General features: G+C 69.5%; 12 protein-coding genes. 6 read left to right on the top strand and 6 right to left on the bottom strand.

Translation table 11 applies throughout. The features are described from left to right. Positions 1-53: 53 nt before the first annotated feature. The 5 genes from ACWD0F_RS41595 to ACWD0F_RS41575 form a co-directional block, all read right to left on the bottom strand. Positions 54-794, bottom strand: coding sequence for a helix-turn-helix transcriptional regulator (locus ACWD0F_RS41595; protein WP_449886909.1), 741 nt, complete (start codon positions 792-794; stop codon positions 54-56). After that, entirely contained in the window at positions 794-1594 is an 801-nt protein-coding gene (locus tag ACWD0F_RS41590) for a DUF4097 family beta strand repeat-containing protein (protein WP_449886907.1), read from the bottom strand. The genes ACWD0F_RS41595 and ACWD0F_RS41590 overlap by 1 nt, the downstream gene beginning before the upstream one ends. Positions 1595-1805: 211 nt before the next feature. Then, positions 1806-1985 (bottom strand): DUF6104 family protein, encoded by a 180-nt coding sequence (locus ACWD0F_RS41585; RefSeq protein ID WP_449886904.1) that lies wholly within the window; start codon positions 1983-1985, stop codon positions 1806-1808. Positions 1986-2096: 111 nt separating this feature from the next. Next, entirely contained in the window at positions 2097-5735 is a 3639-nt protein-coding gene (locus ACWD0F_RS41580; RefSeq protein WP_449886902.1) for a multifunctional oxoglutarate decarboxylase/oxoglutarate dehydrogenase thiamine pyrophosphate-binding subunit/dihydrolipoyllysine-residue succinyltransferase subunit, read from the bottom strand. 204 nt (positions 5736-5939) lie between these two features. After that, complete coding sequence (locus ACWD0F_RS41575) at positions 5940-6590, bottom strand: B3/B4 domain-containing protein (RefSeq protein ID WP_449886899.1); 651 nt, start codon at positions 6588-6590, stop codon at positions 5940-5942. A gap of 74 nt (positions 6591-6664) precedes the next feature. On the opposite strand from ACWD0F_RS41575, the gene ACWD0F_RS41570 reads away from it, so the two are divergent. Continuing rightward, a complete protein-coding gene (locus ACWD0F_RS41570; protein WP_449886897.1) occupies positions 6665-7231 on the top strand; it encodes a helix-turn-helix domain-containing protein in 567 nt (188 codons plus the stop codon). Next, on the top strand, positions 7228-8511 hold the full coding sequence (locus tag ACWD0F_RS41565; protein WP_449886894.1) for an MFS transporter: 1284 nt from the start codon (positions 7228-7230) through the stop codon (positions 8509-8511). The genes ACWD0F_RS41570 and ACWD0F_RS41565 overlap by 4 nt, the downstream gene beginning before the upstream one ends. On the opposite strand, the gene ACWD0F_RS41560 is transcribed toward ACWD0F_RS41565, so the two are convergent. After that, complete coding sequence (locus ACWD0F_RS41560; RefSeq protein ID WP_449886890.1) at positions 8459-9304, bottom strand: glutathione S-transferase family protein; 846 nt, start codon at positions 9302-9304, stop codon at positions 8459-8461. The two genes, ACWD0F_RS41565 and ACWD0F_RS41560, sit on opposite strands and share 53 nt — an antisense overlap. Positions 9305-9359: 55 nt before the next feature. On the opposite strand from ACWD0F_RS41560, the gene ACWD0F_RS41555 reads away from it, so the two are divergent. The 4 genes from ACWD0F_RS41555 (at position 9360) to ACWD0F_RS41540 (ending at position 14227) form a co-directional block, all read left to right on the top strand. Then, a complete protein-coding gene (locus ACWD0F_RS41555) occupies positions 9360-10418 on the top strand; it encodes an MBL fold metallo-hydrolase (protein WP_449886887.1) in 1059 nt (352 codons plus the stop codon). A 94-nt stretch (positions 10419-10512) separates the two neighbouring features. Further along, positions 10513-11385 carry an SDR family oxidoreductase gene (locus tag ACWD0F_RS41550; RefSeq protein WP_449886884.1) on the top strand — a complete coding sequence of 291 codons (873 nt, stop codon included), beginning with the start codon at positions 10513-10515 and terminating at the stop codon, positions 11383-11385. A gap of 187 nt (positions 11386-11572) precedes the next feature. After that, entirely contained in the window at positions 11573-12730 is a 1158-nt protein-coding gene (locus tag ACWD0F_RS41545) for an ROK family transcriptional regulator (protein ID WP_449886881.1), read from the top strand. A gap of 12 nt (positions 12731-12742) precedes the next feature. Then, positions 12743-14227: a sugar ABC transporter ATP-binding protein gene (locus ACWD0F_RS41540; protein WP_449886878.1), complete on the top strand. Its 1485-nt coding sequence runs from the start codon at positions 12743-12745 to the stop codon at positions 14225-14227. The last annotated feature ends 20 nt before the right edge of the window (positions 14228-14247 follow it).

The raw sequence follows: 14247 nt of genomic DNA, 5'->3' as shown, positions 1-14247 counted from the left end.
TGGGCTCCGCGTAGCGGCACGCCGCTGCGCACCGTAGCGGCGGGCCCGCTGGGTCAGCGTTCGAGGATGTCGTGGATGCGGCGGCTTCCGTCCTGCAGCGCCGTACGCAGCTCCACCAGTTTCTCCGGAGTCAGCTGAGCCCGCGAGGCCTCCGCGCGGGCCTCGGCGATGAAGTCGGCCAGCAGCTCGCCCAGCTCGGCGTCCAGCTCCGCGCGGTTGTCCGGCGCGCCCCCGAGGGTGGCCCATGCCTCCGACCAGATCCTGCGCCACTCCCTGCTGAGCCGCTCGCCCTCCCCCTGCCACTGGAAGGCGTGCTCGCTCCACTGCTGCTTCTGCTGGTCCCGGAGCCGCTTGAGATCTTCCTTCTGCTTCTCCCCGAAACGTCTGCCGTCTTCGCGAGCACCCGTGCGAACGTCCTTGGCCATCCGGGTCAGCTCGTCGCGCAGTGACTTGACCGTGTCGCGGACGTCCTCCTTGACCTCGCGCGCGATGTCGCGCACGGAGGCGGAGATCTCCTGCTCCAGGTCGTCGAGCTCGTCGATCCGGGAGCTCAGCTCGTCGCGGCCCTTGTCGGTGATCGAGAACACCTTCTTGCCCTCGACCACCTCGTGCGTCACCAGGCCCTCCTCCTCCAGGCGGGCCAGACGCGGGTAAATGGTCCCGGGAGAGGGGGAGTAGACCCCGAGAAAACGGTCCTGGAGCAGCCGGATCACCTCGTAACCGTGGCGCGGGCTCTCCTCCAGCAACTTGAGCAGGTACAGCCGGAGCCGGCCATGACCGAAGACAGGGCTCATTATTTCTCTCCCTTGAGCAGCGTGACCTCGCCGGAGACCGTGGTCACCGAGAGTGAGGCCATGCCGCCGCCAAGCCGTCCCGTCATCGTCTTCGTGCCGGGACCGCGCTCCTCGAACAGTTCCTTGAACGCGCTGACCACCCTGCCTGAGGTGGACCTGGCGCTGACGTCCGCCTCCACATCCTGGGGCAGCCTGACCAGGATGTCACCGGAAACGCTGTTGAGCGTCACATGACCCGTCGGCCGGAGCACCAGATCCGCCGTGATGCGGCCGGAGATGGTGTTCGCCCTCAGTCGTCGTGGTGTGCCGTCGGCCACGGTCAGATCGCCCGAGACGCTCTTGAAGGCCAGATCGCCCTCCAGCGCCCGGCTCTCGACGGGGCCCGAGACGGTGTTGGCCGTCACGTCGCCGCTGACCGCGTCGAGCACGATCTCCGCGGACACGCTCTTGACGTGCGTGGCCCGCTCGAACCCGGCCACCACGGCGGGCGCCGACACCACGCCGGCGTTGACCCGGCAGGTCTTCGGCACGGCGATCGACAACACGGTCCTGCGCCGGTCGCGGCGCAACCAGCCGAGCAGGCCGTCCCAGGTCAGGTCCTTGTAGGTGACGCTGAGCGTCCTGGTGTCCTCGTCGTAGGTGACCAGGAGCGGCGAGGCCGACTCGACTTCGGAGACCTCCAGGGTGGACGGCCCCTCGCTGGCCAGGACGGCCAGCCTCCCGGCGACGATGCGAACGTCGAGCGTCTCTACTTGGCCGAAGGTGAGCTGCTCAGGCCCCTCGATCGTCCACTGCTGCATGTTCTCCGCCCTCCATGACGACAACACTCCGTCCATTGACACGATATGTCGCGTCTGCGGAAAACTCAAGATGTATCGCGTTCGCCGTCAGACGTGTCCGTGGTCACCGAGGAGGACCGGCGCGAGCGACTCGCGCCGGGGCGACCGAGCAGCCGGAGAGCCGAACAGCTGAAGGACCGGGCAGCCGAAGGGCCGGACAAGCCGGAGGAACCTAGTCGTCCTCGTCGTCGTCGAGGCGGGCCAGCCACGTGGCGAGCCGCTCGATCGGGATCTCGAACTCGGGGTTGAGGTCGACGAACTCACGCAGCCGTTCGCCCAGCCACAGCAGGCTGACCTCTTCGCCGCCGCGCCGCTCGACCAGCTCCTCGATCCCCCGATCGGTGAAGTACATCGAACTCTCCCTTCATCGCGCCCGTGCGGCCCGACTCTAGCCAGTGATCCGTGTTACCCGTGCGGACAGCACGAGACCCCCGGCCGAAGCCGGGGGTCTCGGGGAACTGCGTCAGGCGAACACCTGCTGGAGCATCTCCTCCAGCTCGGTGTCATGCGAGTTGTGCGAGCCCGAGGCCGGTGAGCTGTTGGGCCGGCGAGACACCCGCCGCAGAGACCGGCCGCCCAGCGTCTGCGGGTCCTCGGCCAGCTTCAGCGTCAGGTAGGGCCACGGCCCCATGTTGACCGGCTCGTCCTGCGCCCACACCAGCTCCACCTGCGAGCCGTAGCGCGACAACTCCGCCGCCAGCTCGTCGGTCGGGAACGGGTAGAGGCGCTCCACCCGGACGACGGCGACGTCGTCGCGGCCCGACTTGTCGCGGCCCGCGGCCAGCTCGTAGTAGACCTTGCCGGAGCAGAGCACGACCTTGGTCACCTTGCCGGGGTCGACCGTCTGGTCGCCGAGGACCGGCTGGAAGGTGCCCGAGGTGAAGTCGGACGCCTTGGACGTGGCCGCCTTGTGCCGCAGCAGCCACTTCGGCGTGAAGACCACCATCGGCTTGTGCCGCTCCGACTCCACCTGCCAGCGCAGCAGGTGGAAGTAGTTGGCCGGAGTGGTGGGCTGCGCGATCGTCATGTTGTCGAGCGCGCAGACCTGCAGGAACCGCTCGATGCGGGCCGAGGAGTGGTCGGGGCCCTGACCCTCGAAACCGTGCGGCAGCAGCAGCACGACCGAGGACTTCTGACCCCACTTCTGCTCGCCCGACGAGATGAACTCGTCGATGATCGTCTGGGCGCCGTTGACGAAGTCGCCGAACTGCGCCTCCCAGGCCACCAGGGCGTCCGGCCGCACGACGCTGTAGCCGTACTCGAAGCCGAGCGCCGCGAACTCGCTGAGCAGCGAGTCGTAGACGTAGAACTTCGTGGTGCCCTGGTTGAAGGTCTTGAGCGGCGTGTGGTCGGCGCCGGTCATCCGGTCCACCAGGACGGCGTGGCGCTGCGTGAACGTGCCGCGCCGGGAGTCCTGGCCGACCAGGCGCACCGGGTGGCCGTCCATGAGCAGGGAGCCGTACGCCAGCGTCTCGCCCATGGCCCAGTCGATCGCGTCCTGCTCGACCATCTGGCCACGACGCTGCAGGACCGGCGCCAGGCGCGGGTGCGGCGTGAAGCCCTCGGGCAGGTTGAGCTGGGTGTCGACGATGCGCTTGAGCGTCTCGTCGGTGATCGCCGTCGGCGTGTCGTCGTGCGACCACTTGACGACCTCGGTCGGCGGCACCCGCATCGCGCCCGCCTCAAGCGGCTTCTTGGTCGCCTCGCGGGTCTCGGTGAACGCCTGCTCCAGCTTGGCCTGATAGTCGCGCAGCGCCGACTCGGCCTCCTCGACCGTGATGTCGCCACGGCCGATCAGCGCCTCGGTGTAGAGCTTGCGGGTCGAGCGCTTGGCGTCGATCAGGTCGTACATCAGCGGCTGGGTGAAGGCGGGGTTGTCGCCCTCGTTGTGGCCGCGTCGGCGGTAGCAGATGAGGTCGATGACGACGTCCTTGCGGAACGCCTGGCGGTATTCGTAGGCCAGCTCGCCCACGCGGACCACGGCCTCGGGGTCGTCGCCGTTGACGTGGAAGATCGGTGCCTGGATCATCCGGGCCACGTCGGTCGCGTAGACCGAGGACCTGGACGAGGCGGGCGAGGTGGTGAAGCCGACCTGGTTGTTGACCACCACGTGCACGGTGCCGCCGGTGCGGTAGCCGCGCAACTGCGACAGGTTGAGCGTCTCCGCCACGACGCCCTGGCCGGCGAAGGCCGCGTCGCCGTGGATGAGCACGGGCAGGACGGTGAAGCCCTCCTCGCCGCGCTCCAGGAGGTCCTGCTTGGCGCGCACGACGCCTTCGAGGACCGGGTCGACCGCCTCCAGGTGGGAGGGGTTGGCCACCACGGACGCGCCGATGGTCTTGCCGCTCGGCGCGGTGAACGTGCCCGACGCGCCGAGGTGGTATTTCACGTCACCGGAGCCGTGCGCGGTGCGCGGGTCGATGTTGCCCTCGAACTCGCCGAAGATCTGCGCGTAGGACTTGCCCACGATGTTGGCCAGCACGTTGAGCCGGCCGCGGTGGGCCATGCCCATGACGACCTCGTCGAGGCCCTCGTCGGCGGCGTCGCTGATCACCGAGTCGAGCAGCGGGATCAGGGACTCGCCGCCCTCCAGCGAGAAGCGCTTCTGGCCGACGAACTTCGTCTGCAGGAACGTCTCGAACGCCTCGGCGGTGTTGAGCCGCGACAGGATGTTGAGCTGCTCGTCGCGCTCGGGCGACTTGTGCGGCTTCTCGACCCGTGTCTGGATCCAGGACCGCTCTTCGGGGTTCTGGATGTGCATGTACTCGATGCCGACGGTGCGGCAGTAGGAGTCACGCAGCACGCCCAGGATGTCGCGCAGCTTCATCAGCGGGCGGCCGCCGAAACCGCCGGTGGCGAACTCGCGCTCCAGGTCCCACAACGTCAGGCCGTGGGACTGGATGTCGAGGTCGGGGTGCTTACGCTGCTTGTATTCGAGCGGGTCGGTCTCGGCCATCAGGTGGCCGCGCACGCGGTAGGCGTGGATGAGCTCGATCACGCGGGCGGACTTCGCCACGTCGTCGTCGTGCGTGGCGGAGATGTCCTGGACCCAGCGAACCGGCTCGTAGGGGATCCGCAGCGCCTCGAAGATCTCGTCGTAGAAGCCGTCCTCGCCGAGCAGCAACCGGTGGATCTGGCGCAGGAAGTCGCCCGACTGGGCGCCCTGAATGATCCGGTGGTCGTAGGTGCTGGTCAGCGTCATGACCTTGGAGACGGCCAGCCGCGAGAGCGTGTCGGGGGACGCGCCCTGGTATTCGGCCGGGTATTCCATCGCGCCCACGCCGATGATCGTGCCCTGGCCGGGCATCAGCCGCGGCACGGAGTGCACGGTGCCGATGGTGCCGGGGTTGGTCAGCGAGATCGTGGTGCTCGTGAAGTCGTCGACGCCCAGCTTGCCCGCGCGGGCCTTGCGGACGACGTCTTCGTAGGCGACCCAGAACTGCCGGAAGTCCATCTCCTCGGCGCCCTTGATCGAGGGCACGAGGAGCTGGCGCTCGCCGTTGCTCTTCTGCACGTCGATCGCCAGACCCAGGCCCACGTGCTCGGGCTTGACCAGCGTCGGCTTGCCGTCGACCTCGGTGAAGGAGTAATTCATCTCCGGCAGGGCCTTCAGCGCCTTGACGATCGCGAAACCGATCAGGTGCGTGAAGGAGATCTTTCCGCCGCGACCCCGCTTGAGGTGATTGTTGATCACGATGCGGTTGTCGATGAGCAGCTTGGCCGGGATGGCACGCACGCTGGTCGCCGTCGGGACCGTCAGCGACAGGTCCATGTTGGCGGCGGTGCGGGCCGCGGCACCGCGCAGCTTGACCTCTTCGGCGCCCTTGGGCACCGGAGTGGCCGGCTGCTTCGGCTTCTCGGCCGCCGGTGGCGCCTTGGGCGGCGCCTGGGGGGGCGCGGGCACGGTCGCAGTGCCGTTCGCCGCCTCCCTCACCGGGGTTCGGCCCGGCCCATAATCCGGGTTGTAGTCAGCGAAGAAGTTCCACCAGGCCTTGTCGACAGACTCTGGATCTTGAAGGTACTTCTGGTACAGCTCGTCGACAAGCCATTCGTTCTGACCAAAGCTTGCCAGTGGGTTTGTCCGCGACGACTCAGACGACACGGCGGAAATCGCCCTCTTCCGCAGATCGGCGTTGATGTTAGAGAACCTGTCCAAGGCTACTCGCCCGGACCGGCAGCGTGCGCCGCAGGTGACGTGCCGCCTCGAACGATCCTCTCAGGACAGCGCGAAGAGGTCACGTCTCCCTAGTCAATCCAGGTGGTGCCGCGATTATTACTCTTTGGTATCAACGCCTCGGCAAGAGGTTTATTTCCCCCCAGACACCACTCTGCTCGCGATTCGCACCTCTGGGGATATCTCGGACAGCAGGTCCGCCAGTTCCTCGCCCGCCTGCTTGAGCTCCTCCAGTGACGTGGGCTCCAGCCGTTCGAGCAGGAAGATCGCGTTGGTCGTCTCCTCGGTGAGCCGGGTGCGCGCCACCTGGCGCCAGTTCCAGCGCCGGCAGGTGACCCCGGTGTCGTCGCGCCAGATCACCTCGCCGGGCTCGGGCTGCCCGAGCGCCTCCTCCGACGCCTCGTCGCCGGCCGCCCTGACCAGCCGCGCCGGGCCGACGTAACGATCGAGGTCCTCGCCGCCGATCGGCAGCGCGTGCTTCACGCTGATCGAGTTGTACGCGTCCACCGCCCGGTTGATCTCCGGCAGCGGCAGCCGCCTGGTCAGCGCGTCGACCGAGGGCCGGGTCCGCTGCGGCTTGGCCCCGAAGGCGCGGTAGGCGTCCTTCCAGGCGTCGATCTTGCCGGCCTGGACCCCCTCGGCCGAGGCTGAGGCCGCGGCCAGCCAGGCCCTGGAGCGGTCGTCGGTGGGCCCGTTGCGCAGGCCGTGCGCCGTCATGACCAGCACCGCGAAGTCCGGACGTAGTTCGAGGACGGCGTCGTCCACCCAGATGTCGTCAAGCATCCGCTCAGTTTATGAGTCCGGACCAACCGCAAAATTCCCTTTGCAAAATAGCCTTTGCGGTTTACGGTGAGATCATGGAGTACCAATACAAGATCAGCGATCCCCAGGTGCTCAAGGTGGTCGCCCACCCGCTGCGCGTGCGCCTGCTCGGCCTGCTGCGCAGCGACGGCCCGGCCACCGCCAGCGAGCTGGGCCGCACCGTGGGCGAGAGCTCCGGCTCGACCAGCTACCACCTGCGGGAGCTGTTCAAATACGGCTTCATCGAGGAGGACGACGAGCGGAGCGACGGCCGCGAGCGCCGCTGGCGGGCCCGCCACCGCTACACCTCCTGGGACAACGTCGAGATGGCGGCGACCGGCGAGGGCCGCGAGGCCGTGCGGATCATGCACCTGCGGCAGGTGGAGTCGGTCGGGCGCCTGCTGGAGGCGTTCGACCTCGGCGAACGGCCCCGCGCGTGGGTGGACGTGTCCGGCATGAGCGACCACCTGGTGGACCTGCCGCCCGCCGGGCTGCTCGAGTTCGTCGAACAGGCCACGGAGTTGTTGCGCGAGGTCGTCCGCCGCCACGAGGGCGACCCCGAGAGCAAACGGGTCAACGTCTGGCTGGGCGGCGTCCCGGTCGGGCGCGGGGTGGACCGATGACCGCCCGGTCCGCGCTGCGGCGCTACATGCTGGTCAGCTTCCTGTCCTGGCTGCCCATCGGGCTCACCGTGGCGAGCATGGTGCTGCTGATGACCGAGCGGGGCCTCAGCCTGGCGGAGGTCGGACTGGCCATGACGGTGTTCTCGCTCGTCACGGTCAGCCTGGAGCTGCCCACGGGCGGCCTGGCCGACGTCGTGGGACGGCGCATGGTGCTGGCCGCCTCGGCGGCGTTCCTCGTGGCGGGGCTGGCGCTGCTGAGTGTGTCCACGACGTTATGGATGTTCATGGTCGCCGGCGTGTTCAAGGGTGTGGCCAGAGCGTTGTCGAGCGGCCCGGCCACCTCCTGGTACGTCGACACGCTGCACGAGATCGAGGGCCCCGGCGCGGATCTCAGGCCCGGCCTGGCCAAGGGCGGCGCGATGGAGTCCGTGGCGCTGAGCGTGGGCGTGCTGGCCGGCGGCTGCGTGCCGCTCCTGGTGCCGGCGGAGCTGATGTTCCCGCTGGCGGCCCCGCCGCTGCTGGGCGCGCTGGCCGGGGTGGTCATGCTGGTCGTGGTGGTGTTCGCGCTGCCGGAGCCGGCGCACGTCAGCAGGTCGCTGGCCGGCGTGCTGCGCGAGGTGCCCGCCACCGTCGTCTCCGGCGTGCGCCTGGCGGCGGGCGGCGCGATGTTGCGCCGCCTGATGCTCGCCGCCGCCGGCTTCGGCGTGGTCCTGGTCTCCATCGAGCTGCTCACGCCCGGCCGGCTGGCCGAGCTGGCCGGCACGGCCGAGCTCGGCAGCATGGCCTACGCCGTGGTCGCGGCGCTGGGGTTCGCGGGCAGCGCGGCGGGCAGCGCGCTCGCGCCCCGCGCGGCCAGGCTGGCGGGCGGCTCGGCCAGGGGCGCCATCGCGGGCGTGGTGGTCTGCGCGCTCTCGGTCGGGTCGCTGGCCGCCACGTCCGGCGTCGGTGGCGCGGCGGGCCTGGTGAGCGCCGCCCTCGCCTATGTCGTGCTCTTCGCCGGGCTCGCGGTGACCAGCCTGCTCTGCCTGGAGATGACGCACCGCGCGGTCACCGCCGCCGAGCGCACCACCGTCACCTCGACCAGCTCGCTCTCGCTCCAGGCCGGTGGGATGCTGGCGAACCTGACGTTCGGCGCCCTGGCCGCGCAGGCGGGCCTCGCCGCGGCATGGGGGAGCGCGGCGGTGGTGGCGCTCGCCTCCGCCCTGCTGTTCGTGCGGATGCCCGCGGCTAAAGACTCCAGTCCAGCTCAGGCCCGACCGGCACGATCCGGCTCGGGTTGATGTTGGTCTGGGTGAGGTAGTAGTGGCGCTTGATCTGGTCGAAGTCGGTGGTCTCGCCGAAGGCCGCGATGGCGTGCAGCCTGCGGGCGTACGCCCACAGCGCGGGATAGTCGGTCAGCCGCCGCACCGAGCACTTGAAGTGCCCGTGGTAGACCGAGTCGAAGCGGGCCAGGGTCGTGTAGAGGCGCACGTCACTGTCGGTGAGTGTGTCGAAGAGATACGCCGACTCGGCCAGCCGCACCTCCAGGAAGTCGAGCGTGGTGAAGACGCGCGCCACGGCCTCCTCGTACACCTGCTGGTCGCGGGAGAAGCCCGCCTCGTAGACCGCGTTGTTGAGGCCGTGGTAGAGGCGGTCGTTCATGATGTCGATGTCGGGGCGCAGGCGTGCGGGATAGAGGTTGGGGGCGGTGCCCCATGACGTCTCCAGATCCAGGGTGATCTGGGGGAAGTCGTTGGTGATGATCCGCTTGTCCCGGATGTCCCAGACGCAGGGGACGGTGTAGCGGCCCGCGTAGCCGGGGTCGGTCGCGTGGTAGAGCTCCGACAGGTATTCCGGGTCGCCGCCGGGGATCCGCCAGCCCTTCTCGTCGCGGATGGGGTCGACGATCGTCACGTCCAGCATGTCCTCCAGACCCAGCAGGGCCCGGACGATCAGCACGCGCTGGGCCCACGGGCAGGCGTAGGAGGCGTAGATCCGGTAGCGGCCGGGCTCGGGGGGGCCGAGTCGTTCCGTGAAGCGGTTCGGCTGCCGGACGAAGCGGCCATCGTCTGAGATCTCGCGGCTCAGCTTCATGGTCCTAGTAGAACATGATTCGGCTCTAGAACTTCATTCGGGCACAATTAAGGTCATGACGAAGTTCGTGGTGACCCCTGCCAGTCTGTCGCAGCGGGAGGCGTGGATCGGCGGGTCCATCCCCGACGTCGAGCGGGTGCGCCCGGGGTTGTGGTCGATCCCGGTGCCGATCCCCGTCAACCCCCTGCGGTACGTGCTGGTCTACGCCCTGGAACTGCCCGACGGCGTGGTGATCGTCGATGCCGGCTGGAACACCGACGAGGCGTACGACGCGCTGGTCGCCGGGCTCGGCGTGGCCGGCTACGCCATCACCGACGTCAAGGGCGTGCTGGTCACCCACATCCATCCCGATCACTACGGCCTGGCCGGGCGCGTCCGCGAGATGTCGGGCGCCTGGATCGCGCTGCATCCGGCCGACGCCCGCCTGGTCCGCGAGCGTTATGACGACGACGCCATCGACTCCCTGATCGAGCGGGAACGCGCGCTGCTCGTCCGCTGCGGGGTGCCGCCGCTGACGCTGGACGAGCTGGCCGGCGCGTCGATGATGATCAGGCACATGGTCTCGATGGCCAAGCCCGACCGGCTGGTGGAGGACGGGGAGGAGCTCAAGCTGCCCGGGTGGGACCTGCGCGCCATCTGGACCCCCGGCCACTCGCCCGGTCATCTGTGCTTCGTCTCGCCCTCGCGCCGGGTGCTGCTCTCCGGTGACCACGTGCTGGCGAAGATCACGCCCTTCGTGGCCGTGCATCCGCAGTCCGGGCCCAACCCGCTGGCCGACTACCTCGACTCGCTGGCCGCCGTGCGCAAGCTGGACATCGAGGAGGTGCTGCCCGCGCACGAGTACCGCTTCCTGGAGCTGGCCGAGCGGGTGGACTACGTGATGGCCCACCACGACGAGCGGCTGGCCGAGATCGAGCAGGTCGTCGGCACGGCCGACGGCGTCGCCTGCTGGGACGTGGCGACCCGGCTGACCTGGTCGCGGCCGTGGGAGACGATCCCGCCGTTCATGCGGCGCTCGGCGAACAACGAGACGCTGGCGCATCTGGCGTGGCTGGAGGCCAAGGGGCGGGCGCGCCGGGTGCCGGGCGAGCCCGACCTGTGGTTCCCGGCCTGACGTCACACAAGCCCGGCTCGGGCTACATCGCATCGGTCCCCGCTCGGGATATCGTAGTCATACTAGAATGTTGTTCTCCTGCGTGGGAGGTTCGATGTTGCGGTTCGATGACAGGGTCGCGATCGTCACGGGGGCCGGGCACGGCCTCGGCAAGGCACATGCTCTCCTGCTGGCCGAGCGGGGCGCCAAGGTCGTCGTCAACGACCTCGGGGGCGCGCTCGACGGCACGGGCGCCTCCACGGGGCCCGCCGCCGACGTGGTGGACCTGATCACGAAGAACGGCGGCGAGGCCGTCGCCAACGTCGACGACGTCGCCACGCCCGAGGGCGCGCTGGGCATCGTGCAGGCGGCCGTCGACGCGTTCGGCAAGGTCGACATCGTCGTCAACAACGCGGGCATCCTGCGGGACAAGTCGTTCGCCAAAATGACGGTCGAGGACTTCGACGGGGTGCTCGCCGTGCACGTGCGGGGCTCCTACCTGGTCAGCCAGGCCGCCTATCCGATCATGAAGGCGGCCGGTTACGGGCGCATCGTCAACACCTCCAGCCCGGCGGGCCTGTTCGGCAACTTCGGCCAGGCCAACTACTCCACCGCCAAGATGGGCCTGGTCGGCCTGACCAAGACGCTCGGCATCGAGGGCGCGCGCAACGGCATCAAGGCCAACGCCATCGCGCCCATCGCCTGGACCCGGATGACGGAGGCGCTGCTGCCGGCCGAGTTCGAGGCCAAGTTCACGCCGGAGCGGGTCAGCGCGCTGGTGGCCTATCTCGTGCACGACTCGTGCGAGGCGAGCGGCGAGGTCTTCAGCGTCGGCGGCGGCCGGGTGGCGCGGGTGTTCGTGGCCGAGGGGCCGGGCTGGAAGGCCGACGACCTCACGCCGGAGGCCATCGCCGGCAACTGGGACAGCATCATGGCCGAGCAGCCGTACGTGCTCACGGCGGCCGACTCGATGAAGGCCATGCTCTGATCCCGTAGTCCCGGCCGGAGCCGGTCCCCGCCGATGGCGGAGGCCGGCTCTTTGCTTTCCCCACAAAGACCGAAATGTCGGAAATGTGCGTACGAAGGCTAGCTTTGTTCGATCTTCGGCGGAAGTTGGCGGAGTTTGGTCGATTCTCACTCTTGATTTGCCGCATCGGTGATCTTATTGTCTCGGCATGACCTCCCAGCCGGGCTCCGCCGGCGACGTGCTGACGCTCATCAGCGCCGGCTCGGCGACGACCCGTTCCGATCTCGCGAGGCTCACGGGCCTGGCCAGGTCCACGATCTCCCAGCGCGTGGACGCGCTGATAGAGCGCGGCCTGGTGGAGGAGACCGAGAGCGGCGAGTCCACCGGCGGCCGGCCGCCCCGGCAGTTGCGCCTGCACACCGAGGAGCACGCCTTCGCGGGCGTCGACCTGGGCGCCACGCACTGCCGGGTCGCGCTGATGGACATCTCGGGCGACGTGCTGGCCGAGTGCGAGGACAAGCTGCTCATCGGCGACGGGCCGGACAAAGTGCTGGCCCACGTGGACGAGCGGCTCGACCGGCTGCTCAGCGAGGCGGGGCGGCCCAGGGCGGCGCTGCGCGCGCTGGGCATCGGGGTGCCGGGGCCGGTGGAGTTCGCCACGGGACGGCCGAACAACCCGCCGATCATGCCGGGCTGGAACGACTACCCCATCCCCGAATACTTCGGCGGCGTGGCGGTGCTGGTCGACAACGACGTCAACGTGATGGCGCTCGGCGAGCACCGCAACGCCTTCCCCGGCATCAGGCACCTGCTGTTCGTCAAGGTCGGCACGGGCATCGGCTGCGGCATCATGGCCGAAGGCACGCTGCACCGGGGCGCCCAGGGCTCGGCGGGCGACATCGGGCACATCAGGGTCAGCGGCCACGAGGACGCCGGCTGCCGGTGCGGCAACAGCGCGTGTCTGGAGGCCGTGGCCGGCGGGGCGGCCATCGCGCGGCGGCTGACCGAGCTGGGCCTGGCGGCCGAGTCGGGGGGCGACGTGGTGGCGCTCGTCCAGGCCGGCAACACCCAGGCGCTGCGGCTGGTCAGAGAGGCGGGTCGGCTCATCGGCGAGGTGCTGGCCGGCCTGGTCAACTTCTTCAACCCCGAGGTCATCGTCATCGGCGGCGCGCTGTCGCGGGTGCACGAGCATCTGCTCGCCGGCATCAGGGAGACGGTCTACCGCAGGTCGCTCCCGCTGGCCACGCACCATCTGTCGATCACGCCGAGCCGTACGGGGATCAACGCCGCCGCCCTGGGCGCGGGGATCCTCGCCATCGAGCACTACCTCTCACCCGACAACATCAACCGGATCGTCAACGCCTGAAAGGGATCTCCGATGCTGGTCATGAAGGGCATCGTCAAGCAGTTCCCCGGCGTGCGCGCGCTGGACGGAGTCGATCTCGACGTGCGGGCGGGGGAGGTGCACTGCCTGCTCGGCCAGAACGGCGCCGGCAAGTCGACCCTGATCAAAGTGCTGGCCGGGGTCCACCAGCCGGACGAGGGCACGATCGTCTTCAACGACGCGCAGGTGCGGCCCAGCAGCCCGATCGACGCCATCAGGCTCGGCTTCGCCACCATCTACCAGGAGCTGGACCTGGTCGACGGGCTCAGCGTGGCCGAGAACATCTTCCTCGGCCACGAGCACTCCCGCTTCGGCTTCGTCAACAGGGCCGCCGCCAGGCGCGCCGCCCGCGAGGTGCTGACGCGGCTGGGCCATCCGGAGATCCGCCCGTCGTCGGAGGTCGGGCGGTTGTCGCCGGCGGCCAAGCAGGTCGTCTCGATGGCCCGCGCGCTCTCCCACGACGCCCGCCTGATCATCATGGACGAGCCGTCCGCCGCCCTCGCCCACGACGAGGTCGCGAACCTGTTCCGGATCATCCGCGAGCTGACCTCCCAGGGTGTGGCCGTCGTCTACATCTCCCACCGCCTGGAGGAGATCCGCGAGATCGGCGACCGGGTGACCGTGCTGAAGGACGGACGTACCGTCGCCGTGGGTCTGCCGGCGCGAGACACGCCGACGACGCAGATCGTCTCCCTCATGACGGGCCGCAACGTCGAGTACGTCTTCCCGCCCCGAGGCGAACGCGTGCCGGGCCAGGAGGTGCTCCGCGTCGAGGGCCTGACCGCGCCGGGGGTCTTCGCCGGCGTCTCGTTCTCCGTGCGGGAGGGCGAGATCGTCGGGCTGGCCGGCCTCGTCGGCTCGGGGCGCTCGGAGATCCTGGAGGCGGTCTACGGAGCGCGCCCCGCCACCGGCCGCGTCCTGCTCGACGGCCGGCCCGTCCGCAGGGGCGTCGTCGGCACCGTCCGGCAGGGCATGGGCCTGGCCCCCGAGGAGCGCAAGGCCCAGGCGCTGCTCCTCGACCAGAGCGTCACCGCGAACATCACGCTGGGGACCCTGACGGAGTTCGCCAGGTTCGGCTGGATCGACCGCAAGCGGGAGCGGGAGGAGGCCAGGCGGTTGTCGGAGCTGCTCGACATCCGCCCGCCCGACACCGAGCGCCCGATCAGGACGTTGTCGGGCGGCAACCAGCAGAAGGCCGTGCTGGCCCGCTGGCTGCTCGGCGGGCGCAAGCTGCTCCTGCTCGACGAGCCGACCAGGGGCGTGGACGTGGGCGCCAGGGCCGAGCTGTACGCGGTGATCCACGACCTGGCCGAGCGGGGCATCGGCGTGCTGCTGGTCTCCAGCGAGGTGCCGGAGGTGCTCGGGCTGGCCGACCGGGTGCTGGTGCTGCGCGAGGGGGCCGTCATTCACGAGGGCGCGGCCACGGAGCTGGACGAACATCGCGTACTGGACATGATCATGAATGGGAGGGCGGCGTGATGAGCGAGCCCACAAGACAC

The sequence above is a fragment of the Nonomuraea sp. NPDC002799 genome (assembly GCF_053592075.1).
This window is presented reverse-complemented; position numbering and strand designations above follow the sequence as displayed.

What these genes read in the sequence shown, in the direction of transcription:
- ACWD0F_RS41540 (WP_449886878.1), top strand. Translation starts at nt 12,743, where the DNA reads ATGCTGGTCATGAAGGGCATCGTCAAGCAGTTCCCCGGCGTGCGCGCG.
- ACWD0F_RS41550 (WP_449886884.1), top strand. Translation starts at nt 10,513, where the DNA reads ATGTTGCGGTTCGATGACAGGGTCGCGATCGTCACGGGGGCCGGGCAC.
- ACWD0F_RS41545 (WP_449886881.1), top strand. Translation starts at nt 11,573, where the DNA reads ATGACCTCCCAGCCGGGCTCCGCCGGCGACGTGCTGACGCTCATCAGC.
- ACWD0F_RS41595 (WP_449886909.1), bottom strand. Translation starts at nt 794, where the DNA reads ATGAGCCCTGTCTTCGGTCATGGCCGGCTCCGGCTGTACCTGCTCAAG.
- ACWD0F_RS41560 (WP_449886890.1), bottom strand. Translation starts at nt 9,304, where the DNA reads ATGAAGCTGAGCCGCGAGATCTCAGACGATGGCCGCTTCGTCCGGCAG.
- ACWD0F_RS41585 (WP_449886904.1), bottom strand. Translation starts at nt 1,985, where the DNA reads ATGTACTTCACCGATCGGGGGATCGAGGAGCTGGTCGAGCGGCGCGGC.
- ACWD0F_RS41555 (WP_449886887.1), top strand. Translation starts at nt 9,360, where the DNA reads ATGACGAAGTTCGTGGTGACCCCTGCCAGTCTGTCGCAGCGGGAGGCG.
- ACWD0F_RS41590 (WP_449886907.1), bottom strand. Translation starts at nt 1,594, where the DNA reads ATGCAGCAGTGGACGATCGAGGGGCCTGAGCAGCTCACCTTCGGCCAA.
- ACWD0F_RS41565 (WP_449886894.1), top strand. Translation starts at nt 7,228, where the DNA reads ATGACCGCCCGGTCCGCGCTGCGGCGCTACATGCTGGTCAGCTTCCTG.
- ACWD0F_RS41570 (WP_449886897.1), top strand. Translation starts at nt 6,665, where the DNA reads ATGGAGTACCAATACAAGATCAGCGATCCCCAGGTGCTCAAGGTGGTC.
- ACWD0F_RS41575 (WP_449886899.1), bottom strand. Translation starts at nt 6,590, where the DNA reads ATGCTTGACGACATCTGGGTGGACGACGCCGTCCTCGAACTACGTCCG.